The sequence below is a fragment of the Pseudomonas brassicacearum genome (genome assembly GCF_003732175.1).
GTDB classification, from domain to species: domain Bacteria; phylum Pseudomonadota; class Gammaproteobacteria; order Pseudomonadales; family Pseudomonadaceae; genus Aquipseudomonas; species Aquipseudomonas brassicacearum_G.
Window position 1 is genome coordinate 1 of sequence record NZ_MOBI01000047.1, and the last position, 24,466, is coordinate 24,466.

Genomic DNA, 24,466 nt, shown 5'->3' on the forward strand with positions numbered 1-24,466 from the left:
AGTGGCATCAATTTAACGGGGAGTTGGTGTCCGGTTTTGAAGGGGCAAGTCCATCGAGGCTACTCAATATCGGTACCGCATTAAGAATGGTTAGGGCCCAACAATTCGATACCGGCTCGACTTCCTTGAGGCTGCGACTTTGTTTCAAGCGTTAGCCGATGTCCACAATGGTCGAGATCGGTCACCTACGACTGGCTGCTTTCGGCTGACTCTGTTGAAAGAGTCTCTTCCGGTAGTTTTTAGGCATTTTCAGGGCGCGCGACCCCTTGCCCAAAGCGAGATCGTTGCGTACACGCGATTTTGGAAGGGCGGTTTTTCAATACATCGGTAACGCGACGTTGAAAGCCGACTTTTCCAACAGCATCAGCCACAAGCAGCCATTCAAATGTGCCCAGGAAATCAAGGGCGATTCACCTCCTGAGACTTCTCCTCTCTCAAAGCTCTCCAGACGACGTCCATTCGGGTAGAATCGCCGACTGCTAAACGAGCACCCGCATCGGCGAGGAGAAACTCCCAGGCGATGCGGTAGCCATACACATGACGAGCCCTGCAAATTAGCTGAATTCTGCGCTTCCTCTTGGTTTACGCGCGATCGCACCCTCAAAAGGCGGCAAAGATGTACATAGATATGGCTGTCAAAAATCCAAGTGCCCAAACAGCCGGCAAGGCATCTGCTCAGTCCATAAAAAATGTGCGCGGACCTACAGGTCTTCCCAAAGTCATCAGTTTGTTCTGTGGGGCCGGCGGGTTGGATTGGGGCTTTCACCAGGAAGGGTTTCAGATTCCAGTCGCGATTGATATATCTGCGGCTGCCATCAGCACTCATAAGAGAAACTTCCCTAAAACTCATAGCGTTGCTGCCGATTTGATAAAGCTCCAACCTGAAGGAGTATTCCAACTGGTTACGAGTCGAGTGAAGTCGAAAAGCCGCATTGGTTTGATCGGCGGACCACCCTGCCAAGGGTTTTCACGTGCCAACACCAATTCGAAAGTTGACGATCCTAGAAATCAGTTGCCGCAACTATATCTAGATATCGTTAAGAGGCTCCAGGCTGACTATATCGTTGAATTTGTTGTGTTTGAAAATGTTCTTGGGATTCGCGATAAAAAGCACGCTCCAACCTACGAGGCGCTGATTAAGGGGTTGGAATCCCTCGGCTTTTGTATTACGGAGAAGGAGCTATGTGCCCTCGATTTTGGAGTGCCTCAAAATCGACGCAGAATCGTGTTGTCGGCTCTGCGAGCAGGTCAAGGTTATGATGAAGTACGCCCAGAGGCGAACACTGGATTAAGAACGGTAAAGGAAGCAATAGGTACACTCGCCGAGCCAACTTTTTTTGATAGAAGGTTGAGGGCGGAAGATATTCCTGTGCATCCCAATCATTGGACTATGAATCCCAAATCCCCACGATTCAGTGATCCCGATGGCGACTATCCGAAAGGGCGCAGCTTTAAGCGTCTTTCATGGGGCGATGCGAGTCCGACAATTGCATTTGGTCATCGCGAGATACATATTCATCCAAGTGGAACTAGGCGACTCAGCATTTACGAGGCAATGATACTTCAAAGTTTTCCTTCGAGCTTCGTTCTAGAGGGTAATTTATCCCAGCAAGTCGAGCAGGTATCTAATGCTGTACCACCACTACTTGGGAAAAGTATAGCCGCGGCCGTAAAAAAATCCATAAAAAACAAGAAAAGCTTAAAGATGAAGTAGAAAGGCTAATCTTCTTCACTTTTTTCAGGTTGGAGTTATTACTTGACGTTCACAGAGCGCTGTTTGTGAGCAGTAAACCGTCGCCACCACTCGGCGATATAATGTGTTTCTGATTCAGGTCGTGCTGCAGTACTCGCTGTCTCGGTATCGGTATTATGACGATGGCTGATCAAGATCTTACAACTTAGCAGCTTGCTTATCGGCTTAGAGGCCCGCTTAGGCTCCGCGCGAGGGACTGGCGTTGGTGATGGGGCTCGAAAATAAGGGCCAGTGTTAATTGGCCCTTATTTGTATTGCATTTTAATATAACTCCATGCGTCGTTTAAAATAAACTTATTTATCGTTTATGTAAGCGCGCCTGTCGTCCGGCGGCGGTTAGCACCAGAAATCAATCCCAGCTCAACGCCCCACCAGTCTGATACTCAATAACCCGAGTCTCAAAGAAGTTCTTCTCTTTCTTCAAGTCCATAATCTCGCTCATCCAAGGGAACGGGTTAGTCGTCCCTGGATACTCTTCCTTCAGACCAATCTGCGACAAACGACGGTTAGCGATGAACTTCAGATAATCCTCCATCATCGCCGCATTCATGCCCAAAACCCCGCGAGGCATGGTGTCACGAGCGTATTCGATCTCCAGCTGAGTGCCCTGCAGAATCATCTGCGAAGCCTCTTCCTTCATTTCAGCATCCCACAAATGCGGGTTTTCGATTTTGATCTGGTTGATCACGTCGATGCCGAAGTTCAGGTGCATGGATTCGTCGCGCAGGATGTACTGGAACTGCTCGGCGACGCCGGTCATTTTGTTGCGGCGGCCCATGGAGAGGATCTGGGTGAAGCCGCAGTAGAAGAAGATGCCTTCCAGAACGCAGTAGTAGGCGATCAGGTTGCGCAGCAGTTCTTTGTCGGTTTCGACGGTGCCGGTTTCGAACTTCGGATCGGAGATCGAACGGGTGTATTTCAGGCCCCAGGTGGCTTTTTTCGCGACCGATGGGATCTCGTGGTACATGTTGAAGATCTCGCCTTCATCCATGGCCAACGATTCGATGCAGTACTGGTAGGCGTGGGTGTGGATCGCCTCTTCGAACGCCTGGCGCAGGATGTACTGGCGGCATTCCGGGTTGGTGATCAGGCGGTACACGGCCAGGACCAGGTTGTTGGCAACCAGGGAGTCGGCGGTGGAGAAGAAGCCGAGGTTGCGCATCACGATGCGGCGCTCGTCGTCGGTCAGGCCTTCCGGGTTTTTCCAGAGGGCGATGTCGGCGGTCATGTTGACTTCTTGCGGCATCCAGTGGTTTGCGCAGCCGTCCAGGTACTTCTGCCAGGCCCAGTCGTATTTGAACGGGACGAGTTGGTTGAGGTCGGCGCGGCAGTTGATCATGCGCTTTTCGTCGACCGCAACGCGGGCGGAAGCGCCTTCGAGTTCGGCCAGGCCTTCGGCGACGTCGAGTTTGTCGAGGGCGGCCTTGGCGCGGATGATCGCAGCCGAGTCGGTGGCGGTTACGGCGCGAGCTTCAAGGGCTGCGGCACCACCGGCGCTGTCGAGGCGGTCCATGTTGGCTTCAGTAGCGTGGCCAGCATTGGCGCCTTTGGCGACAACTTCGCCGTCTTCTTTGTCGAATTCGTCCCAGCTCAGCATGACGTGTCGTCTCCTGCGTGAGGGCCAGTCGCCCGTGTGAAAACACTGATGGTCGGTTTTTCACACGGCCTGGTGGCCGCGTTGTCTCTAAAAGGAATCGTTTGTTGCAGCAATACGCAGGCAAAAAACAGAAATGTGTACGGGTGTCCTGAAGTCGCTAAGGGCGGAGATAACGTCGTCAGCTCCTGCGGTGGCCTCAGCGTCCTGCATCCTCCTGTAAGGGGATGTTGCAGGCCCGATTTACGGGCGCATTATAGGTGTTTTTTCACGCTTGTGGTGCGACGAAGTGGCTCAGAGAACCCTCGGCAGGGCGCGTAATCAAGGCGGAGCAAGGGTTTACAGGGCTTTGGCCGATGAAGATTTTTTTTACTGGTTTTTGGCGACTTGGCAGCGCTGATGGTGTCGGTGTTTGCTGTCAAAACGGTGCAAGCCCGATGGGATGGGACTTACAGGGGAGATGGGGTGTTTTGATGGGCTGGATTGTGTCCAGTTTCAGGGGGTAATTGTTTGTGGGGGTTTCTGTTCAAAAAACAACCGAAAACGGCTTTTTACACTACATGTAGTGTTTTGGTTCGGGTTTCTGTGTCTCCAGACACAACGACGCCCGACGAAGGTCGGGCGGTGATGTCGGGTCCGGCAATGAGCAAGACCTCAGCGTTGATGATCAGCCGTTAGAGCAGCCGTTACCCATCACGCTGTAGCGCAGAATATGCCGTTGACCTTTCGAGTCTTCATATTCCATGCGGGCTGGTACCACTTCGCAGACGCTTGGAACTTCGCTCATGGAGATAACTTTGGCGATGTCCAGGTGAGTCGAGTAAGTGTATTCCTCTACCGGTACGGTGTTGTTGGCAACATCAGTCGGGATCTCGTCTGCCATGGCGGTTGCGCACAGACTGCTGAGGGCCAGAACCAATAAAGCTTTCATTTCAATTTTACCTTTCTAAGGTCGAGTGGGGTCACGCAACCTTTTTGGGGTTGCGTGTGGAACTTGATGACTAAGTGTTGGATTAACTGCCTTCGTGGGGGCTGCAACTGGGTTAATCACGTTTGCCGTGTTGGCGAGGCTGATTTTAGGCGCCCGAGTTGCACGCATATAGGTGTGCTTTTGATAAAGACTTTTGGCATATCCTGTAACAATCCCTTAAAAACGACCTCGTATGCTTCAGGGTCGGCTTTCTCTAAACGCCTGAAAGCCAATGAAACCGCGGTGTCTGAGCGGTTTGCCCGGTAGTCACGACATTTTGTAGGGGCTTGTTACTACCATCGTCGAATGGTTCTATAGACCCGCCTCGGGCTACAACGGGGCCATACAAAAACAACTATTCCACCGAGGTAAGAAAGATGAGTGCGGCTTCTCTGTATCCCGTTCGTCCCGAGGTTGCAGCCAATACGCTGACTGACGAGGCGACCTACAAGGCCATGTACCAGCAGTCGGTCGTCAACCCGGACGGTTTCTGGCGCGAGCAAGCCAAGCGCCTCGACTGGATCAAGCCTTTCACCACGGTGAAGCAGACCTCTTTCGACGATCACCATGTCGATATCAAGTGGTTCGCCGATGGCACCCTGAACGTTTCCTACAACTGTCTGGACCGCCATCTCGCCGAGCGTGGCGATCAGATCGCGATCATCTGGGAGGGCGATGACCCGGCCGAGAGCCGCAACATCACCTACCGCGAGCTGCACGAACAAGTCTGCAAGTTTGCCAACGCCTTGCGCGGCCAGGATGTGCACCGCGGCGATGTGGTGACTATCTATATGCCGATGATTCCCGAAGCCGTGGTCGCCATGTTGGCCTGTACCCGGATCGGTGCGATTCACTCGGTGGTGTTCGGTGGCTTCTCGCCGGAAGCCCTGGCCGGTCGGATCATCGACTGCAAATCGAAAGTGGTGATCACTGCTGACGAAGGCTTGCGTGCTGGCAAAAAGATCTCGCTCAAGGCCAACGTCGATGACGCGTTGACCAACCCGGAAACCAGCAGCATCCAGAAGGTCATCGTGTGCAAGCGCACCGGTGGCAACATCAAGTGGAACCAGCACCGCGACATCTGGTACGAAGACCTGATGAAAGTCGCGGGCACCGTGTGTGCGCCGAAAGAGATGGGCGCTGAAGAAGCGCTGTTCATCCTTTATACCTCGGGCTCCACCGGCAAGCCGAAGGGCGTGCAGCACACCACTGGCGGTTATCTGTTGTACGCCGCGCTGACCCACGAGCGCGTGTTCGACTACCGTCCGGGCGAAATCTACTGGTGCACCGCCGACGTCGGTTGGGTCACCGGCCACACCTATATTGTCTATGGCCCGCTGGCCAACGGCGCCACCACCTTGCTGTTCGAAGGCGTGCCGAACTACCCGGACATCACTCGGGTGGCGAAGATCGTCGACAAGCACAAGGTCAACATCCTCTACACCGCGCCAACCGCAATCCGCGCCATGATGGCGCAGGGCACCGCAGCCGTTGAGGGTGCCGATGGCAGCAGCTTGCGTCTGCTGGGTTCGGTCGGTGAGCCGATTAACCCGGAAGCGTGGGACTGGTACTACAAAAACGTCGGCCAATCCCGTTGCCCGATCGTCGATACCTGGTGGCAGACCGAAACCGGCGCGACCCTGATGAGCCCGCTACCGGGCGCTCACGCGCTCAAGCCTGGCTCGGCGGCGCGGCCGTTCTTTGGTGTGGTGCCGGCGTTGGTCGACAACCTGGGCAACATCATCGAGGGCGTTGCCGAGGGTAACCTGGTGATTCTCGATTCGTGGCCAGGTCAGGCGCGTACGTTGTATGGCGATCACGACCGTTTCGTCGACACCTACTTCAAGACGTTCCGTGGCATGTACTTCACCGGTGACGGTGCGCGTCGCGACGCGGACGGCTACTGGTGGATCACCGGGCGCGTGGATGACGTGCTCAACGTCTCCGGCCACCGCATGGGTACTGCCGAGATTGAAAGCGCGATGGTCGCTCACCCGAAAGTCGCCGAAGCGGCGGTGGTCGGTGTGCCGCACGACATCAAAGGGCAGGGCATTTATGTCTACGTCACCCTCAACGGTGGTGAAGAGCCGAGCGAGGCGCTGCGCCTGGAACTGAAAAACTGGGTGCGCAAGGAGATCGGTCCGATTGCCTCGCCGGATGTCATCCAGTGGGCACCAGGCCTGCCGAAAACCCGCTCGGGGAAAATCATGCGCCGTATCCTGCGCAAGATCGCCACGGCGGAATACGACGGGTTGGGGGATATCTCCACTCTGGCGGACCCAGGTGTGGTGCAGCATCTGATTGATACGCACAAGACCATGAGCGCCGCGTAACAGCGGTTCTTGAGTCATCGAAAGCCCCACCCGGTGTTGAGCCTGGTGGGGCTTTTTGTTTGTGCTCGTTCCCACGCTCCGCGTGGGAATGCCGCCATGGACGCTCCGCGTCCGCCGTTGACGCTGTGACGCAGAGCGTCACGGGATGCATTCCCACGCGGAGCGTGGGAACGATCAGGGGGAGGAGAGGGTGAGCCAATAATTATCGACTTCGTCTGTCGGCTAATTCCCACTGTTACCCGGCCCGCCTCAAGTAACTAAATGTGTAACCGCTCGCCCGCTTTCGAGGCATTGGGAAACGCAAAGCCCCGTTCCAGGGCCTCCTCAGGCCACCTAAAAAATAAGACACAACGCTGCGCTTGCCGGATTAGAAGGGTTTGCGAATAATAGGCCCGCAATTTGCAACATAGATCGGTTCACTGTCTTTTGCTCTTGCATGAATTTGCAGGGCTGTCAATGTGCTTGGTCGGGTTTCTCAGTGCTTCTGTAATTTGTTGTCGCATTGAAGAAATATCGGCTTCGGGCCTGTCGTTAGAATGCCGATCACTCGCTCGCCGTAGCCTGCGTTGAAATCAGTGTTGATTTCAGCACCGGTTTCCCACGACGCAGCGCAGCTTTCAATTTCCACCCATTCGCATATTGGGCTGTCGCTCACTCTGCCGTTTTCGCCCTATACCGATGGAGTCCTAAGATGAAGAAACTCGTGCTTCTTGGCGCCCTGGCACTGTCCGTGCTGTCCCTGCCGACGTTCGCCGATGAAAAGCCTCTGAAAATTGGTATCGAGGCGGCTTACCCTCCGTTCGCATCCAAAGCACCGGACGGCAGCATCGTCGGTTTCGACTACGACATCGGCAACGCCCTGTGCGAAGAGATGAAGGTCAAGTGCGTTTGGGTCGAGCAAGAGTTCGACGGTCTGATCCCGGCACTCAAAGTGCGCAAGATCGACGCGATCCTGTCGTCCATGTCGATCACTGACGACCGCAAGAAGTCCGTGGACTTCACCAACAAGTACTACAACACCCCGGCACGTCTGGTGATGAAGGCCGGTACGCAGGTCAGCGACAACCTGGCCGAGCTCAAGGGCAAGAAAATCGGCGTGCAACGCGGTTCGATCCACAACCGTTTCGCCGAAGAAGTCCTGAAGCCGCTGGGCGCTGAAATCAAGCCGTACGGCTCGCAGAACGAAATCTACCTGGACGTGGCTGCCGGTCGCCTCGATGGCACCGTGGCCGACGCTACCCTGCTGGATGACGGTTTCCTGAAAACCGACTCGGGCAAGGGCTTCGCGTTTGTCGGCCCGGCCTTCACCGACGAGAAATACTTCGGCGACGGCATTGGTATCGCGGTGCGTAAAGGCGACAAGGCTGAGCTGGACAAGATCAACGCCGCCATCGTCGCCATTCGTGCAAATGGCAAGTACAAGCAAATCCAGGACAAGTACTTCAACTTCGATATTTACGGTAAGTAAATAGTCGCAGCTGTCAGTCCGAAATGGCGCAAGCAACAGGATCTCTGAGGTTTGCGCCATTTTTTCATCCCAACTTTCGAGGACCTGAATCATGTTGAAAGGCTACGGGGCTGTCATCCTCGATGGCGCATGGCTGACGCTTCAGCTCGCCTTGTCGTCCATGGCCTTGGCCATTGTTCTGGGTCTGATCGGGGTCGCATTGCGCCTGTCGCCGATACGCTGGCTGGCCAGGCTGGGCGATCTGTATTCCACGGTGATCCGCGGGATTCCCGATCTGGTGCTGATCCTGCTGATTTTCTACGGTGGTCAGGACTTGCTCAACCGTGTTGCGCCATTGCTCGGCTATGACGACTACATCGACCTGAACCCGTTGGTCGCCGGTATCGGCACCCTGGGTTTCATCTTCGGTGCGTATCTGTCGGAAACCTTCCGTGGGGCCTTCATGGCGATCCCCAAAGGCCAGGCAGAAGCCGGTGCGGCGTACGGCATGAGCAGTTTTCAGGTGTTTTTCCGGGTATTGGTGCCGCAGATGATTCGCCTGGCGATTCCGGGCTTTACCAATAACTGGCTGGTGTTGACCAAGGCGACTGCGCTGATTTCGGTGGTCGGTCTGCAAGACATGATGTTCAAGGCCAAGCAGGCGGCAGATGCCACCCGCGAGCCTTTCACCTTCTTCCTCGCAGTAGCCGCGATGTACCTGGTGATTACCAGTGTCTCGTTGCTGGCATTGCGTCACCTTGAGAAGCGCTACTCGGTAGGCGTAAGGGCGGCTGATCTATGATCTTCGACTACAACGTCATTTGGGAGGCCTTACCGCTGTACTTCGGCGGCCTGGTCACCACCCTGAAATTGCTCGCGCTGTCGCTGCTGTTCGGTTTGCTGGCTGCCTTGCCGCTGGGCTTGATGCGGGTTTCCAAGCAGCCGATCGTCAACATGACGGCCTGGCTCTACACCTACGTGATTCGCGGCACGCCGATGCTGGTGCAGCTGTTCTTGATCTACTACGGTCTGGCGCAATTCGAAGCGGTACGTGAAAGCTTCCTTTGGCCGTGGCTGTCCAGCGCGACGTTCTGTGCGTGCCTGGCCTTCGCGATCAACACCAGCGCCTACACCGCTGAAATCATCGCCGGCAGCCTGCGTGCTACGCCGAACGGTGAGATCGAAGCGGCCAAGGCCATGGGCATGTCTCGCTTCAAGATGTACAAGCGCATCCTGCTGCCGTCGGCCCTGCGCCGGGCGCTGCCGCAGTACAGCAACGAAGTGATCATGATGCTGCAGACCACCAGTCTGGCGTCCATCGTGACCTTGATCGACATCACCGGTGCCGCGCGTACCGTGAACGCTCAGTACTACTTGCCGTTCGAAGCCTACATCACCGCAGGCGTGTTCTACCTGTGCATGACGTTCATTCTGGTGCGCCTGTTCAAGATGGCCGAGCACCGCTGGCTGGGCTACCTCGCCCCGCGCAAGCACTGAAACCACTGACTGACTGTTTTTGTGAGAACCGACAGCATGTACAAACTTGAAGTCCAAGACCTGCATAAACGCTATGGCAGTCACGAAGTGCTCAAGGGCGTGTCCCTGAAAGCGGCAGCCGGCGATGTGATCAGCATCATCGGTTCCAGTGGCTCCGGCAAAAGTACTTTCCTGCGTTGCATCAACCTGCTTGAGCAACCGCACGCTGGCAAGATTCTGCTCAATAACGAAGAGCTGAAACTGGTGGCGAACAAGGACGGCGCGCTCAAAGCCGCCGAGCCGAAACAACTGCAACGCATGCGTTCGCGGCTGTCGATGGTGTTCCAGCATTTCAATCTGTGGTCGCACATGACTGCGATGGAAAACATCATGGAAGCGCCGGTTCATGTACTCGGCATGTCCAAGGCCGAAGCCCGTGAAAAGGCCGAGCTGTATCTGGCCAAGGTCGGCGTGTCCCATCGTAAAGATGCCTACCCTGGTCATATGTCCGGCGGTGAGCAACAGCGTGTGGCGATTGCCCGTGCGTTGGCGATGGAACCTGAGGTGATGCTGTTCGACGAACCGACGTCGGCACTCGACCCGGAGCTGGTGGGTGACGTGCTGAAAGTCATGCAGGCGCTGGCCCAGGAAGGTCGGACCATGGTCGTGGTAACGCACGAAATGGGCTTTGCCCGTGAAGTGTCGAACCAGTTGGTGTTCCTGCACAAAGGCGTGGTTGAAGAAAGCGGCAACCCGCGTGAAGTGCTGGTCAATCCACAGTCCGAACGTCTGCAACAATTCCTCTCGGGCAGCCTGAAGTAATCGCTCCCGTTACGCACCAAATTAGGTCATGCTGCGCACCGCGCGCCAGATGGTCTAATTTGGTTGCAGCCGCCTTTGGCTTTAACACTGTTTTCGTTTCGGATTGCCCGCCATGACTGCCCATCGAATTGGTTTCCTGATTTGGCCCAGCACTAAAGCCTTGACGCTGGCGCTGGCCGAGGAGGCCTTGCGTGTTGCTCAGCGCGTGCATCCGGACGTTGTTTACGAACTCTCGTTCCTGCAGGCTGAAACGCCTGCCGAAGGGGCCTGGCAATTGCCGGGTGAGGCGTGGACCGGCAAGCTGGAAAACTTCCAGAAGCTGTTTCTGCTGGCCGATGAGCCGCCGACGACGTTGGCGCCAGCGCTCAGCAGCGCGCTCAAGCAATTGGTGCGTGCCGGTTGTGTGATTGGCGGTCTGTCGGCAGGTGTCTATCCACTGGCCCAGCTCGGTTTGCTCGATGGCTACCGCGCGGCGGTGCATTGGCGTTGGCAGGATGATTTCACCGAGCGCTTCCCCAAGGTCATCGCCACCAGTCATCTGTTCGACTGGGATCGCGATCGCCTGACCGCGTGCGGCGGGATGTCGGTGCTCGATTTGTTGCTGGCGGTGCTGGCCCGTGATCACGGCGCTGAACTGGCCGGTGCGGTGTCCGAAGAACTGGTGGTCGAGCGCATTCGAGAAGGCGGTGAGCGTCAGCGCATTCCGTTGCAGAATCGCCTTGGCTCCAGCCATCCGAAGCTCACGCAAGCCGTGTTGCTGATGGAAGCCAACATTGAAGAACCGCTGACCACCGACGAAATCGCCCAGCATGTGTGCGTGTCCCGTCGGCAGTTGGAGCGGATTTTCAAGCAGTACCTCAACCGCGTGCCGAGCCAGTACTACCTGGAACTGCGCCTGAACAAGGCCCGGCAGATGTTGATGCAAACCAGCAAGTCGATCATCCAGATCGGCCTGTCGTGTGGCTTCTCTTCGGGGCCACATTTCTCCAGCGCCTACCGCAATTTCTTCGGCGCCACGCCGCGGGAAGATCGTAACCAGCGGCGCAGCAGCAGCCCGTTCGAATTGTCTTCGGTGCCGTCGGAGCGTGGGTGATCAGGCACGCCACGCTCTGAGCTGAAGGCTGCTTTACTCGTCGACCTCGGTACCGTCAGTGGACGAAACCTCCATTTCACCTCGGTCGATTACCTCTTGCACACCGAAGTCGGTGCCCGTCCTTTCGAAGAAACCGATCAGCCGTAACAGGCTCTCCTCGGAAAATTGATTGCCTCTTAACGTGATGTTTTCAGCGAGCTCCACCGGCAGTTCCAGCACATCGCTCGGAACCTCGGTGATGGCGTTGCCACTGAGATCGGCCCAGTCCAGCTCTGTCATTTGCAGCAGGCCGTGCGGAATTTCGGTGATGCCGGTTTCATTCAGCAGCACGGTCGCCAGCCCTGTCATCTGGCTGAGGTCAGGCGTTCGCCCTAGAGGGTTGCGGGCCAGATCGAGATAGTCGAGCTGTTCCATTTCCGCCAACGCGCTTGCCGATTCCGCTGTCAGACTAATGCGGCATTCAGGGAGCGACAACGAGCGCAGTTGCCCCATCTTGAACACGGCATCGGGAATGTTGCCCAGGTTGCAGTCGCGAAGCCTGAGGCTTTTGAGCTTGGGGAAGGATTGCAGAAAACCTCCGATGCGGGTTATGCCATCGGTGCTCAGTATCTCCAGCGACGTCACATGGCTGAAGTCGGCGCTCAGGGTCGGCAGCTCTCCATTGATGAGGAGGGGGATGACGAGTTCAAACGTGGGCTCAAGCGTCTCATTAAAATCATCCAGATCGGTTTCATGTCGCCAGCACTGTTCCAGCAATTGCTTGAACTCGTCGCGACTCAAGTGCTCGATGAGCTGTTGCTGTGCGTTGAAAGGTTCACCAGTCAACGGGTGTCGGGCCGGTAGATCGGCCGTCCAGGCAGACAAGTCGGTACCGAGTCGGCTGAGCTCTGCTTCCAGGCGTGCCAGTTCAAGTCGACCGTATTCCAGTGTGCCGGGCAACTCGTACACGAAGTCGCTCGCCTGCTCGACCTCCAGGTTCGGGTACAGCGCCCTGACTCGTTCGATATCCGCTTCGGGGGCATAGACCCCCATGTCAAAGAGGGAGTCGTAGTAGTGGCGCTTGATCAGTTGTCGCGCATTCTCGGAGAGTGGGTTATGCGTAAGAAACACGCTGTGTTTTTGGTACGCCGGACTGTCGAATAATTCGCGAGGCAGTTCGCTGATCCTGTTGCCGGAAAGTCTGGCGGTGTCGAGCTTGGGGTGGTGCATGATGCTGGCAGGAATGTCGGTCAGGCCGGTATGGCTCAGGTCAAGGTGAACGAGTTCGGGCATCGATTCGACGCTGGGCGCCGTACTGAACGGATTGTTGAACAGATCCAGCATGACCAGTTTGTTCAATGAGGACAGTTTCGACCAGGCGACAGCGTCGAGCTGGATGCCGCAATCACTGAGCACCAGTGCGTCGAGGTCGGGCATTCGGGTAATGGCGTCGGGGAGGGTGGTCAGGGAGAAACGGCGCAAATCGAGACGGTGCAGACCTTTGAAGTTCTGCAGAAACCCATGGACGCCATGTGCCGCACGACTGCCTTCCAGAGACAGCAGTGACACATGGCTGAAATCGGCAGTCAGTGTCGGCAGATCACCGAGTAATGGTTCTGCGAGCCTGAGCACATACCGGCCGGTGCCATCCGGGGCGTCAAAGTCCCGATCGGATTGTCGGCGCCAGCTACGCTGGATTTCCTGGGCCAGTAACCGGCGATTGTGTCGTGCGACCTGTTGCTCCAGATCGCTTAGCGCAACCCTGGTTTCGGGGTGGACGGTGGGCGTATCGTTTACCCAGGTTCCCAGGTCCCGATGCAGTTGTTCGAGCTCGTTGGTCAGGCGTGAGAGCTCTACGCGAGCGCCGTCGGGATGACGCTGTAGTGCCAGGACCGTGGGCTCGAGTTCTTCCGCTGAAAGGCTTGGGTAAACCTCGCGAACCCTGTCGTTGAGGGTTGGCGTCGTGCGGTTGTTGCGACTGTAACCCTGTGTGCCACCCGGCAGGCGCATGGTTGTCGGGTCGTAGAACGGTTTTCGATGAGGGTGTTTTGCGAGCAGCGTGCGTAACGTCGGTTGCTCCACAGCGTGTTCGGCAATGCGTTGTTTGAGGGCCTCACCGTCTTCGAGGGTGAAGCCCAATGCCGTGCGATCTGCATCCGGCAACGCCAGAAGGATGGCCTGATAAAAGTCACCGGGTGGTTTTTTGTTCTCATGAACCTGATAGGTGAAGTCATCAGCACGCACCAGCGTTCTCAGGATCGGCGCGTCGGCCTGGCCAATGCTGTCGCGCAAGGTACCGTCGTGCGAATAATCCCTCACCTCGATGCGCAGGCGGTCGGGCCAGCCGGGCAATGATTCGAGGCTATGCAAAGCCAGTCGGTGCGTATCTACCGACTCCATGTCTTCGAGATAAAACCCCTCATAGGCTCTGGCGACACGCACGGCCTCCATGGCTTTTAGCGCCACATCCTTGAGTCGTTGCGGCACTCGACCGTTGTGCAGGCTCATCAGCTCGGTGCCTGTTGCATTGCTCACCAGTTCTTGCGCGATGTCAGTCGGTAAGTTCTGTGCTACGCCGAGCAGTAGCTGAACGTGCTGATCATCGGTTTTTTCAAGTTCACGGTAGCGAGAATCGAACAGCGATTTGCGCTGGTTCAGGGCCTGATAACGCTCGGGTTGGTCGCTGCTGGTCTGCTCAATCAAGGCCTGAATGTCCCGATCGATCTTGAAGCGCTTGATCGTGTCGGTCAGCAGCGAAGGCGGGCGATAATTTTCGACGTGCGTTTCGCGCAATACGTTGTCGTGAAACCCGCTGATCCGCAGGATCTGTTCGCGCTCGACGCTGCTGAACGATTCGACGCTATGGCCGAGGCGACGCATGACAGTTTCCCGGTCCCAGCTCAGCGGTTGTTCGAGTCCGGTCTGCCAGGCGCCGTGGTTGTTATGCCGCAGGGGTGGCTGATAAGCGTTGGTCCGACTCGGATGCTGAAGTGCAAACTGGCCGGTCTCGCTATTCAAGCGCACGGCATAGAGCTTGTCTTCAAGGGGCAGAAGGGTTTGGCCCTGGTGTTGATACAGGCCGAGGTGATCGGGTTTGGCCTCGGTCGGCAAGTTTGCGGAGTGCTCGTAAGGTGTCAGGTCCGGCTTCCAGTAGCGTGTTTTGCCGTCGGCAGCCTTGGCGGGGATGAGCCGGTCGAACAGCGCCAGTGTGTCGCGGGGCAGCAGGGGTTTGATCTCCCCAACGGCAATGACGCCACCCACCGCGAATGTCCCCAGTTGAACGAACGATTCGACGACGCCCATCAAGTGCCCGAACGCCTCTTTTTGCAGGCCTTCGGCCCAGTCGACGATGCCTTCAAAAGCCTCGTCGAGCAGTTGGTAGGCCATGTAGGCCAGTGTCAGTTCGCCGAGGAACGGAACAAAGGGCAGGGCGACGAACGCGGCCACTTCAAGGATCGTTGAGGCGACTTTGCTGAAGGCGTCCCACAGCGCCCATCGTGCGTTTTGGTCGGCGCTGGCGGTGGAGACGGCAATAGTTTGCGCATCATTGAGGATCTTGTTCAGTTGTCGTTGATAGAGGTGGGACCACAGGTCGGTTCTGATCGTGCTCAGTGAGAATCGCAAATCGGGTTTGTCGATGGGCGTCTCTCGCCAGCTGGGCAGCGGGTCGCCGTGCTGATGCTGGTGCCAGGTCACGGCGCTAAGGCGGCGGTTGAGGTTGGCGAAAAAATGTCCCCTCTCCTGATGGTCGACGAACTGGCTGAAAAAGCGCTGGTAGGCGGGTGAGCGTAACTTGCGGGTCAGTTCCGTCATGAACGCCAGCGTGTCGGGATACTGCTTGACGGGATGTTCGGGATCTTCCGGGAGATAGACCACGATCCGCGTTGCCTGGCGCGAGCGCTCAAGGTTGGGGGCGAAAATGACAATGCCGGTCAACGCCGAAGACATCATCGTCAGGTCATGGCAGTGCAACGGCTCGCCGTCCAGCTTCATGCCCGGGCGTCCTTCCAGGAAGCCGAGAATCGCCTCGCAGGTAGCGTTTTCAATATCCTGTCGAAGCAGTCCCTGGTGCAGTGCCGACTTGAGTGCGGCTTGCTGCGCGTACCTGACGCTTGGCTTTAAAACGGCGTCGACCAGCGGATTGGTCACCCCCAGGTTGTCGTTGAGGTAGGCGCTGTACTGGCCGCCGATATCCAGTTCTCGGCACAGCCGGGTAAACCCGGCGATGCTGATGTGCTGCTTGATCGTTGGCAGCGTGTCGAACTGTCCCGTGGCGGAGGGTTCGGTGATGAAGGCCGAGGCCGGCTCATAGGCGTCCACCTCAGTCTCCGATGCCTGGAAATTGTGCAGGGCAGCGTCGAGCAATGACACTGTCCAGGTGCGCGCGGCACCGGATTTGACCGGGAACCAGGGGATGGTCTGGGGGATGTACAGGCGCAGGAAGGTGCTCTTGACGTCCAGCTCCAGGCCGAAACGGGTTTTCAACGCTTCGCTCAGCAGCGGTTCGGCGAAGGCGCGGGCGTTTTGCAGTTTACTCAGCATCTGCTCCAGCTGGTTTCGATGGGACCAGTGTTCGGTGTTGAGTGCGTTCAGTGTCTGCAGTTGCAGGCGGGTCGCGTTGCGATACCGGTGAGGCGTTTCGAGCCTGGCGTTTTTCAGTGCGTTGCGCGTCTCGGTCGACGCTTGTAAGACCCAGGTCGGGAGGAGTGTGGAAAGGTGTTGGTAGTGGCTGTCCGGGTGAGCGGCAAGCTCGTCGTCGTGTTGATTCATGTGCATGTCCCTTGGCGTTTGGAGTAGACGCAAGGAAAACAAACGGTGATGTGCTCCGTGCAGTACATAATTACCGTCCGGCTGGACAAGCCTGCCTATAACGTACTCCGGCAGTTTAAACTGCGCCTTTGCGACGCTATTTGTCGCATTGCCGTAAACCCGGCTCAAACCTGTGTTTGCGCTATAAGAAGTTGTCGCTTGGCGGCAAGGCCGGGCTGAAAACTGTCCTTACAATCCCCCCATCGCTCGCCAGTTTCAGGCGGGTGTTTCTCATCAGGAGACTCCGATGTCCGTTGAGCACGCTGCGGTACAACGCGCCGATTTTGACCAGGTAATGGTTCCCAACTACGCGCCTGCCGCTTTCATTCCGGTACGTGGCGCCGGTTCCCGCGTTTGGGACCAGTCTGGCCGCGAGCTGATCGACTTCGCCGGCGGGATTGCGGTTAACGTATTGGGCCACGCCCACCCGGCACTGGTCGGTGCCTTGACCGAGCAAGCGAACAAGCTGTGGCACGTGTCCAACGTGTTCACCAATGAGCCGGCCCTGCGCCTGGCCCATAAGCTGATCGACGCGACCTTCGCCGAGCGCGTGTTCTTCTGCAACTCTGGCGCCGAAGCCAACGAGGCCGCCTTCAAGCTGGCCCGTCGTGTTGCCCACGATCGTTTCGGTTCCGAGAAATACGAAATCATCGCCGCGCTCAACAGCTTCCACGGCCGTACCCTGTTCACCGTGAACGTCGGTGGCCAGTCGAAGTACTCCGACGGTTTCGGTCCGAAAATCACCGGCATCACTCACGTCAAGTTCAACGATCTGGACGCGCTCAAAGCGGCCATTTCCGACAAGACCTGCGCGGTAGTGCTGGAGCCGATCCAGGGCGAAGGCGGGGTATTGCCGGCTGATCTTGCGTACCTGCAAGGCGCCCGTGAGCTGTGCACCCAACACAACGCACTGCTGATTTTCGACGAAGTACAAACCGGTATGGGCCGCAGCGGCGAGCTGTTCGCCTACCAGCATTACGGCGTGACGCCGGACATCCTGACCAGCGCCAAGAGCCTGGGCGGCGGTTTCCCGATCGCGGCGATGCTGACCACCGAAGACCTGGCCAAACACCTGGTCGTCGGCACTCACGGCACCACTTACGGCGGCAACCCGCTGGCGTGCGCCGTCGCTGAAGCGGTGATCGACGTGGTCAACACGCCGCAAGTGCTCAATGGCGTTAAAGCCAAGCACAACCTGTTCAAGACTCGCCTGGAGCAGATCGGCGCCAAGTACGGCCTGTTCACTCAAGTGCGTGGCCTGGGCCTGTTGCTCGGTTGCGTCTTGAGCGAGGCCTGGAAAGGCAAGGCCAAGGACATCTTCAACGCCGCCGAAAAAGAAGGCTTGATGATTCTGCAAGCCGGCCCGGACGTGATTCGCTTCGCGCCAAGCCTGGTGGTTGAAGACGCGGACATCGAAGAGGGCCTGGAGCGCTTCGAACGCGCCGTGGCCAAACTGACTCAAGCTTGATAGTCCCTTCGACGCCTGATCATTCAGGCGTCGAACCAAATTCTTATGCCGGGCCGGTTCTTATGTGGGAGCGAGCCTGCTCGCGATGGCGGTTTCACATTCAACATCTCTGTTGGCTGATCTGATGCTATCGCGAGCAGGCTCGCTCCCACACTTGAGTCGGAGTGACTCGAGGCCGGCCCGGCTATTTTTTTCCTCTGTGTGTTTTTCGAGAAAGGAGTGACACCATGCTGGTGATGCGCCCCGCGCAAATGGCTGATCTGGGCGAGGTACAGCGTCTGGCTGCGGACAGCCCGATTGGTGTCACCTCCTTGCCGGATGATGTCGAACGCTTGAGCGACAAGATCGCGGCAAGCGAAGCGTCGTTCGCTGCCGAAGTCAGCTTCAACGGTGAAGAAAGCTATTTCTTCGTCCTCGAAGACACCGCCACCGGCAAACTGGTGGGCTGCTCGGCCATCGTCGCGTCGGCCGGTTATTCGGAGCCGTTCTACAGCTTCCGTAATGAAACCTTCGTGCACGCCTCCCGCGAGCTGAAGATTCATAACAAGATTCATGTGCTCTCCCAGTGCCACGACCTGACCGGCAACAGTCTGTTGACCAGTTTCTACGTGCTGCCGGAGCTGGTGGGTTCGCCTTGGTCGGAACTCAACTCTCGCGGTCGCCTGCTGTTCGTCGCCAGCCATCCAGAGCGTTTCGCTGATTCGGTGGTCACTGAAATCGTCGGTTATAGCGACGAAAATGGCGACTCGCCGTTCTGGGATGCCATCGGTCGCAACTTCTTCGACCTCAACTACGCCGAAGCCGAGCGTCTGTGCGGGCTCAAGAGCCGGACCTTTCTCGCCGAACTGATGCCGCATTACCCGATCTACGTGCCGCTGCTGCCGGACGCCGCCCAAGAGGCGATGGGCCAGGTGCACCCACGGGCGCAGATCACCTTCGACATCCTGATGCGCGAAGGCTTCGAGACTGATCACTACATCGACATTTTCGACGGTGGCCCGACCTTGCACGCACGTGTATCGGGCATCCGTTCGATCGCCCAGAGCCGTGTGGTGCCGGTGAAAATCGGTGAGCCGGTCAAAGGTGCCGGTCGTCAGTACCTGGTGGCCAATGCCCAGTTGCAGGATTACCGCGCGGTATTGCTCGAGTTGGATTATGCGCCGGGCAAACCGGTAACCCTGGATCTTGAAGCCGCCGAGGCCCTGGGTGTCGGTGAAGGTGCCAGCGTGCGCCTGGTGGCAGTTTAAGGCCCGATTTCAGGCTTAAGAGCAGAGAGTTTTACGGGTGGCCTGAGCGACCCGTTTGAGGAGATAGCATGATCGTTCGTCCCGTACGCAGCAGCGATTTACCCGCGCTGATCGACCTGGCCCGCAGCACCGGCACCGGCCTGACCACCTTGCCGGCCAACGAAGAGCGTCTGGCTCATCGGGTTGGCTGGGCTGAAAAGACCTTTCGCGGCGAAGCGGGGCGCGGCGACGCGGACTACCTTTTCGTGCTCGAAGACGATAACGGTCGCGTGGTCGGTATTTCCGCCATCGCCGGCGCCGTGGGCCTGCGTGAGCCTTGGTACAACTTCCGGGTCGGCCTGACCGTCAGCGCTTCGCAAGAGCTGAACATCTACCGCGAAATCCCGACGCTGTTCCTGGCCAACGACCTGACCGGTAATTCCGAGCTGTGCTCGTTGTTCCTGCACGCCGATTACCGTTCCGGCCTCAATGGCCGCATGTTGGCCAAGGCGCGGATGCTGTTCATCGCCGAATTCCCGCAACTGTTTGGCAACAAGATCATCGCCGAAATGCGCGGTGTGTCCGATGAAGCCGGCCGTTCGCCGTTCTGGGAAAGCCTGGGTCGGCACTTCTTCAAAATGGAATTCAGCCAGGCTGATTACCTGACGGGCGTGGGCAACAAGGCGTTCATCGCCGAGCTGATGCCGAAGTTCCCGCTGTACACCTGCTTCCTCTCTGAAGACGCGCGCAATGTGATTGGTAAGGTTCACCCTGACACCGAGCCGGCACTGGCGATGCTCAAGAGCGAAGGCTTCAGCTACCAGGGTTACGTCGACATCTTCGACGCCGGCCCGGCCGTGGAATGCGAAACCGGCAAGATCCGTGCGGTCCGCGACAGCCAGGCGCTGGTACTGGCCATCGGCACCCCGGGTGACGACGCCACGCCATTTTTGATTCACAACCGCAAACGCGAAGACTGCCGGATCACTGCCGCTCCAGCACGCTTTGCCGCCGGTACCCTGGTGGTCGATCCGTTGACCGCCAAACGTCTTCAACTCAATGCCGGCGATCAAGTACGTGCCGTGCCGTTGTCTGCTGCTCGGGAGTCGAAATAATGAATTCGCTTTATATCGCCGGTGAATGGCTGGCTGGCCAGGGTGACACCTTCGAATCGCTGAACCCGGTCACCCAGCAAGTGCTGTGGTCGGGGCAGGGCGCCAGCGCCGCTCAGGTTGAGAGCGCCGTGCAAGCCGCACGTCAGGCCTTCCCGGCCTGGGCCAAACGTTCCCTGGAAGAGCGCATCGGCGTGCTGGAAGCCTTTGCCGCCAGCCTGAAAAAACACGCTGACGAACTGGCTCACTGCATCGGTGAAGAAACCGGTAAACCACTGTGGGAAGCCGCGACTGAAGTGACCAGCATGGTCAACAAGATCGCCATTTCGGTGCAGAGCTACCGCGAGCGTACCGGCGAGAAGAGCGGCCCGCTGGGCGACGCCACTGCCGTGCTGCGCCACAAGCCTCACGGCGTGGTGGCGGTGTTTGGTCCTTACAACTTCCCTGGGCATTTGCCGAACGGTCACATCGTTCCGGCGCTGCTGGCCGGTAACAGCGTGCTGTTCAAGCCAAGCGAGCTGACCCCGAAAGTTGCCGAGCTGACGGTCAAGTGCTGGATCGAAGCCGGCCTGCCTGCTGGCGTGCTGAACCTGCTGCAAGGCGCGCGTGAAACCGGGATCGCCCTGGCGGCCAATCCGGGTATCGACGGTCTGTTCTTCACCGGTTCCAGCCGTACCGGCAACCACCTGCATGCGCAGTTCTCCGGTCGTCCGGACAAGATCCTCGCGCTGGAGATGGGCGGCAACAACCCGCTGGTGGTCGATCAGGTCGCAGACCTCGACGCTGCGGTGTACACCATTATTCAGTCGGCGTTCATTTCTGCCGGTCAGCGTTGCACCTGCGCCCGTCGCTTGCTGGTACCGCAAGGCGCCTGGGGCGACACGCTGCTGGCGCGTCTGGTGGCGGTCAGTGCGACCATTGACGTCGGCGCATTTGATCAGCAACCGGCACCGTTCATGGGCTCGGTGGTTTCTCTGGCCGCTGCCAAAGCACTGATGGATGCGCAAGAACACTTGCTCGCCAACGGCGCCGTGTCGCTGCTGGAAATGACCCAGCTTCAGGCTAACGCCGCGTTGCTGACCCCGGGCATTCTTGATGTCAGCGCAGTTGCCGATCGTCCTGACGAAGAGCTGTTCGGCCCGTTGCTGCAAGTGATCCGCTACGCTGATTTCGAGGCGGCGATCGCTGAAGCCAACGACACCCAATACGGCTTGGCCGCAGGTTTGCTGTCGGATTCCGAAGCGCGTTATCAACAGTTCTGGCTGGAAAGCCGCGCCGGTATCGTCAACTGGAACAAACAGCTGACCGGCGCCGCGAGCAGCGCGCCGTTCGGCGGTGTAGGCGCCTCGGGCAACCATCGCGCCAGCGCCTATTACGCCGCGGATTATTGCGCGTACCCGGTGGCCTCGCTGGAAACCCCAAGCCTGACCTTGCCGACCGCCCTGACCCCAGGCGTAAAAATGGCGTGATACCCAATCGCGAGCAAGCTCGCTCCCACAGGTTTGCACAATCCAATGTGGGAGCGAGCTTGCTCGCGATGGCCGCGCCTCGGTCTTGAAGAACAGTTACTGAAGCCTATAACAACAGATTCTTGTGGAGCCTCGCTGATGAAATCCTATGAAGTCAATTTTGACGGTCTAGTGGGGCCGACCCATAACTACGGCGGTCTGTCCTACGGCAACGTCGCGTCCCAGAGCAACAGCCAGCAGTCTTCCAATCCGAAGGAAGCAGCGCTGCAAGGCCTGGCGAAAATGAAAGCGCTGATGGAAATGGGCTTTCAGCAAGGCGTTCTCGCGCCGCAAGAGCGTCCGGATGTCGGCGCGTTGCGCAGCCTGGGTTTCAGCGGCACCGACGCTCAAGTGATCGAGCAGGCCGCCAAACAGGCGATGCCTCTGCTGGTTGCCAGCTGCTCGGCGTCGAGCATGTGGGTGGCCAACGCCGCCACCGTCAGCCCGAGCGCTGATACCGCCGACGGTCGCGTGCATTTCACCGCCGCCAACCTCAACTGCAAATATCACCGCAGCATCGAACACCCGACTACCAGCCGCGTGCTGGGGGCGATGTTCGCTGACCAGAAACACTTCGCCCACCACGCAGCGTTGCCTGCCGTGGCGCAATTCGGTGACGAAGGCGCAGCCAACCACACGCGGTTCTGCCGTGAATACGGCGAAGCCGGTGTCGAGTTCTTCGTGTTCGGTCGCAGCGCGTTCGATACCCGCTACCCGGCACCGCAGAAGTACCCGGCGCGTCAGACCCTCGAAGCGTCGCAAGCGGTTGCCCGTCTGCATGGCTTGAGCGAAGACGGTGTGGTGTTCGCCCAGCAGAATCCTGCGGTGATCGACCAGGGCGTGTTCCACAACGACGTGATCGCGGTCGGTAACGGCGAAGCGCTGTTCTATCACGAGGATGCGTTCGAAGGCACCGAACAGATGCTGGCTGAGTTGTCGGCCAAGCTGGCCAAGCGTGGCGGTCAGTTCAAGGCGATCTGCGTTCCGCGTTCCCAGGTGTCGGTCGAAGACGCCGTGCGTTCTTACCTGTTCAACAGCCAGTTGCTGTCGCGCGCTGACGGTTCGATGCTGCTGATCGTGCCGCAAGAGTGCCAGAACAACTCGCGCGTCTGGCAATACCTGCAAGAGCTGACCAGCTCCGGCGGCCTGATTCGCGAAGTGAAAGTCTTCGATCTCAAGCAAAGCATGCAGAACGGCGGTGGCCCGGCTTGCCTGCGGTTACGTGTCGCACTGAATGAAACCGAGCTGGCGGCGGTCAACCCAGGGGTTATCATGACCCCGCCGTTGTATGGCACGCTGACCCAATGGGTCGACAAGCACTACCGTGACCGCATGACCGAAAGTGATCTGGCGGACCCACAATTGTTGCTTGAGTGCCGGACGGCACTGGATGAACTGACGCAAATCCTTAAACTGGGCGCGGTTTATCCATTCCAGATCAATTGAAAGCCCGCGTCCTGTTCATGAAGAGCCGGACGCGTTGCTTTATCTCCCAATGAGAACGTAATAATGAGCGATACCCTGCAGCTGATTCTTGAAGACACCGACGGCACTCAGCTGGAAACCTCTTGCACCCGCGTTGCGGTCATGTGGCAAGGCAAAGAGTTGTGGATTCAGCAAGACGGCCGTGGCCAGCTGCTGATCGGCGTTGACGTCGAAGAAGGTGACGCTGAATACGCCAACCTGCTGCTGCGCCCATTGGCGACTAATCTGGTAAGTCTGCAACTGGAAATGGAACCGGCTGAAATCGGTGACGAAGACCACGTGCACGGCCCGGATTGCAAACACGATCACTAAGGAATTCGCTCTATGCTCGCCCTCGGCAAACTGCTTGAACTGACCCTCGCCGGCCGTGAACCGGCGGAGAAGACTCAACTGACTGTCGAAGGCGTGCGGATGCGCTGGCTGAGTGAAGGTGCGCTGGAAGTCCGGCCACCCGAGGCTCGTGACAATGGCCTGGACTTGCTGTTGTCGGCCGGCATCCACGGTAACGAAACAGCGCCGATCGAGTTACTCGATCGCCTGTTGCATGACATCGCCCGCGGAGAGTTGAAGCCGCGCGCACGTATTCTGTTCCTGTTCGGCAACCCTGACGCCATGCGTCGCGGCGAGCGTTTTATCGAGCAGGACGTCAATCGGCTGTTCAACGGCCGTCACGAACTCAGCAGTGGCTCTGAAGCGCTGCGAGCCTGTGAGCTGGAGCGTCTGGCAGCGAGTTTCTTCAATCTGCCCGACCGTGCCCGTTTGCACTACGACCTGCACACTGCGATCCGTGGCTCGAAGATCGAGCAGTTCGCGTTGTATCCATGGAAAGAAGGTCGCCAGCATTCCCGTCATGAACTGGCCCGCCTGCGCGCTGCCGGCATGGAGGCGGTGCTGCTGCAGAACAAGCCGTCCATCGTTTTCAGTTCGTATACCTACGACAAGCTCGATGCCGAGTCTTTCACCCTTGAGCTGGGCAAGGCCCGGCCGTTCGGGCAGAACGACGGGGTCAACGTCTCGCGCCTTGAAACCCTTTTGAAGCAGATCATCGAAGGCACCGAGCCGGATTTCGCAGAACAGAGCCTGGATGGTTTGCAACTGTTCAGCGTGGCGCGGGAAATCATCAAGCACAGCGACAGCTTCCACTTGAACCTGCCGGCGGACATCGAGAACTTCTCTGAGCTGAAAAAGGGTTATCTGCTGGCCGAAGACATCGCCCAGACCCGCTGGATCGTCGAGGAGGAGGGGGCGCGAATTATCTTCCCGAACCCGAAGGTCAAAAACGGCTTGCGCGCCGGCATTCTGATTGTGCCGACCACCGGCGACGATCTGGCCTGAGTCGATCGTTCCCACGCTCTGCGTCACTAGTGTCCGGTAAAACTCTCTCATAGCTG

General features: G+C 58.0%; 17 protein-coding genes. 14 read left to right on the plus strand and 3 right to left on the minus strand.

Going from position 1 to position 24,466, the window contains the following annotated elements; translation table 11 throughout:
• Positions 1 to 616: 616 nt before the first annotated feature.
• Positions 617 to 1,714, plus strand: coding sequence for a DNA cytosine methyltransferase (locus BK658_RS29555; protein ID WP_221178630.1), 1,098 nt, complete (start codon positions 617 to 619; stop codon positions 1,712 to 1,714).
• A 388-nt stretch (positions 1,715 to 2,102) separates the two neighbouring features.
• On the opposite strand, the gene BK658_RS29560 is transcribed toward BK658_RS29555, so the two are convergent.
• Both BK658_RS29560 and BK658_RS29565 read right to left on the minus strand, forming a co-directional pair.
• Positions 2,103 to 3,350, minus strand: coding sequence for a ribonucleotide-diphosphate reductase subunit beta (locus BK658_RS29560; protein WP_123585391.1), 1,248 nt, complete (start codon positions 3,348 to 3,350; stop codon positions 2,103 to 2,105).
• Between the two features lie 664 nt (positions 3,351 to 4,014).
• The gene (locus BK658_RS29565; protein WP_123585392.1) at positions 4,015 to 4,278 is read right to left on the minus strand and encodes a DUF2790 domain-containing protein; all 264 of its coding nucleotides are present in this window, start codon (positions 4,276 to 4,278) and stop codon (positions 4,015 to 4,017) included.
• A 416-nt stretch (positions 4,279 to 4,694) separates the two neighbouring features.
• On the opposite strand from BK658_RS29565, the gene acs reads away from it, so the two are divergent.
• The 6 genes from acs (at position 4,695) to argR (ending at position 11,488) form a co-directional block, all read left to right on the plus strand.
• Entirely contained in the window at positions 4,695 to 6,650 is a 1,956-nt protein-coding gene (gene acs / locus BK658_RS29570; RefSeq protein WP_123585393.1) for an acetate--CoA ligase, read from the plus strand.
• A gap of 691 nt (positions 6,651 to 7,341) precedes the next feature.
• Positions 7,342 to 8,118, plus strand: a complete 777-nt coding sequence (locus tag BK658_RS29575; protein ID WP_054593623.1) for an ABC transporter substrate-binding protein — start codon at positions 7,342 to 7,344, stop codon at positions 8,116 to 8,118.
• A gap of 91 nt (positions 8,119 to 8,209) precedes the next feature.
• On the plus strand, positions 8,210 to 8,899 hold the full coding sequence (locus BK658_RS29580; protein ID WP_019693168.1) for an ABC transporter permease: 690 nt from the start codon (positions 8,210 to 8,212) through the stop codon (positions 8,897 to 8,899).
• Positions 8,896 to 9,594 carry an ABC transporter permease gene (locus BK658_RS29585; RefSeq protein WP_123585394.1) on the plus strand — a complete coding sequence of 233 codons (699 nt, stop codon included), beginning with the start codon at positions 8,896 to 8,898 and terminating at the stop codon, positions 9,592 to 9,594. The genes BK658_RS29580 and BK658_RS29585 overlap by 4 nt, the downstream gene beginning before the upstream one ends.
• A gap of 36 nt (positions 9,595 to 9,630) precedes the next feature.
• Complete coding sequence (locus tag BK658_RS29590) at positions 9,631 to 10,395, plus strand: ABC transporter ATP-binding protein (RefSeq protein WP_123585395.1); 765 nt, start codon at positions 9,631 to 9,633, stop codon at positions 10,393 to 10,395.
• A 112-nt stretch (positions 10,396 to 10,507) separates the two neighbouring features.
• A complete protein-coding gene (gene argR / locus BK658_RS29595) occupies positions 10,508 to 11,488 on the plus strand; it encodes a transcriptional regulator ArgR (protein WP_123585396.1) in 981 nt (326 codons plus the stop codon).
• Positions 11,489 to 11,521: 33 nt separating this feature from the next.
• Here argR and BK658_RS29600 read toward each other — a convergent pair whose 3' ends face one another.
• Complete coding sequence (locus BK658_RS29600) at positions 11,522 to 16,237, minus strand: dermonecrotic toxin domain-containing protein (RefSeq protein WP_123585397.1); 4,716 nt, start codon at positions 16,235 to 16,237, stop codon at positions 11,522 to 11,524.
• A gap of 286 nt (positions 16,238 to 16,523) precedes the next feature.
• Between BK658_RS29600 and BK658_RS29605 the strand changes: the two genes are divergently transcribed.
• From BK658_RS29605 to astE, 7 genes are all read left to right on the plus strand, one after another.
• Positions 16,524 to 17,744 carry an aspartate aminotransferase family protein gene (locus BK658_RS29605; protein ID WP_123585398.1) on the plus strand — a complete coding sequence of 407 codons (1,221 nt, stop codon included), beginning with the start codon at positions 16,524 to 16,526 and terminating at the stop codon, positions 17,742 to 17,744.
• Positions 17,745 to 17,971: 227 nt separating this feature from the next.
• Positions 17,972 to 18,991 carry an arginine/ornithine succinyltransferase subunit alpha gene (gene aruF / locus BK658_RS29610; RefSeq protein ID WP_019693162.1) on the plus strand — a complete coding sequence of 340 codons (1,020 nt, stop codon included), beginning with the start codon at positions 17,972 to 17,974 and terminating at the stop codon, positions 18,989 to 18,991.
• A 68-nt stretch (positions 18,992 to 19,059) separates the two neighbouring features.
• Positions 19,060 to 20,085: an arginine N-succinyltransferase gene (gene astA, locus BK658_RS29615; RefSeq protein WP_054593619.1), complete on the plus strand. Its 1,026-nt coding sequence runs from the start codon at positions 19,060 to 19,062 to the stop codon at positions 20,083 to 20,085.
• On the plus strand, positions 20,082 to 21,551 hold the full coding sequence (astD, locus tag BK658_RS29620) for a succinylglutamate-semialdehyde dehydrogenase (RefSeq protein ID WP_185019928.1): 1,470 nt from the start codon (positions 20,082 to 20,084) through the stop codon (positions 21,549 to 21,551). The genes astA and astD overlap by 4 nt, the downstream gene beginning before the upstream one ends.
• Before the next feature lie 138 nt (positions 21,552 to 21,689).
• On the plus strand, positions 21,690 to 23,036 hold the full coding sequence (astB, locus tag BK658_RS29625) for an N-succinylarginine dihydrolase (protein WP_123585400.1): 1,347 nt from the start codon (positions 21,690 to 21,692) through the stop codon (positions 23,034 to 23,036).
• Positions 23,037 to 23,099: 63 nt separating this feature from the next.
• Positions 23,100 to 23,387 carry a topoisomerase II gene (locus BK658_RS29630; protein ID WP_123426782.1) on the plus strand — a complete coding sequence of 96 codons (288 nt, stop codon included), beginning with the start codon at positions 23,100 to 23,102 and terminating at the stop codon, positions 23,385 to 23,387.
• A 12-nt stretch (positions 23,388 to 23,399) separates the two neighbouring features.
• Positions 23,400 to 24,410, plus strand: coding sequence for a succinylglutamate desuccinylase (gene astE / locus BK658_RS29635; protein ID WP_123585401.1), 1,011 nt, complete (start codon positions 23,400 to 23,402; stop codon positions 24,408 to 24,410).
• The last annotated feature ends 56 nt before the right edge of the window (positions 24,411 to 24,466 follow it).

Bases quoted from the DNA above. Each gene is read 5' to 3' on its own strand.
- BK658_RS29555 (WP_221178630.1), top strand. From the start codon at position 617: ATGTACATAGATATGGCTGTCAAAAATCCAAGTGCCCAAACAGCCGGC.
- BK658_RS29560 (WP_123585391.1), bottom strand. From the start codon at position 3,350: ATGCTGAGCTGGGACGAATTCGACAAAGAAGACGGCGAAGTTGTCGCC.
- BK658_RS29565 (WP_123585392.1), bottom strand. From the start codon at position 4,278: ATGAAAGCTTTATTGGTTCTGGCCCTCAGCAGTCTGTGCGCAACCGCC.
- acs (WP_123585393.1), top strand. From the start codon at position 4,695: ATGAGTGCGGCTTCTCTGTATCCCGTTCGTCCCGAGGTTGCAGCCAAT.
- BK658_RS29575 (WP_054593623.1), top strand. From the start codon at position 7,342: ATGAAGAAACTCGTGCTTCTTGGCGCCCTGGCACTGTCCGTGCTGTCC.
- BK658_RS29580 (WP_019693168.1), top strand. From the start codon at position 8,210: ATGTTGAAAGGCTACGGGGCTGTCATCCTCGATGGCGCATGGCTGACG.
- BK658_RS29585 (WP_123585394.1), top strand. From the start codon at position 8,896: ATGATCTTCGACTACAACGTCATTTGGGAGGCCTTACCGCTGTACTTC.
- BK658_RS29590 (WP_123585395.1), top strand. From the start codon at position 9,631: ATGTACAAACTTGAAGTCCAAGACCTGCATAAACGCTATGGCAGTCAC.
- argR (WP_123585396.1), top strand. From the start codon at position 10,508: ATGACTGCCCATCGAATTGGTTTCCTGATTTGGCCCAGCACTAAAGCC.
- BK658_RS29600 (WP_123585397.1), bottom strand. From the start codon at position 16,237: ATGAATCAACACGACGACGAGCTTGCCGCTCACCCGGACAGCCACTAC.
- BK658_RS29605 (WP_123585398.1), top strand. From the start codon at position 16,524: ATGTCCGTTGAGCACGCTGCGGTACAACGCGCCGATTTTGACCAGGTA.
- aruF (WP_019693162.1), top strand. From the start codon at position 17,972: ATGCTGGTGATGCGCCCCGCGCAAATGGCTGATCTGGGCGAGGTACAG.
- astA (WP_054593619.1), top strand. From the start codon at position 19,060: ATGATCGTTCGTCCCGTACGCAGCAGCGATTTACCCGCGCTGATCGAC.
- astB (WP_123585400.1), top strand. From the start codon at position 21,690: ATGAAATCCTATGAAGTCAATTTTGACGGTCTAGTGGGGCCGACCCAT.
- BK658_RS29630 (WP_123426782.1), top strand. From the start codon at position 23,100: ATGAGCGATACCCTGCAGCTGATTCTTGAAGACACCGACGGCACTCAG.
- astE (WP_123585401.1), top strand. From the start codon at position 23,400: ATGCTCGCCCTCGGCAAACTGCTTGAACTGACCCTCGCCGGCCGTGAA.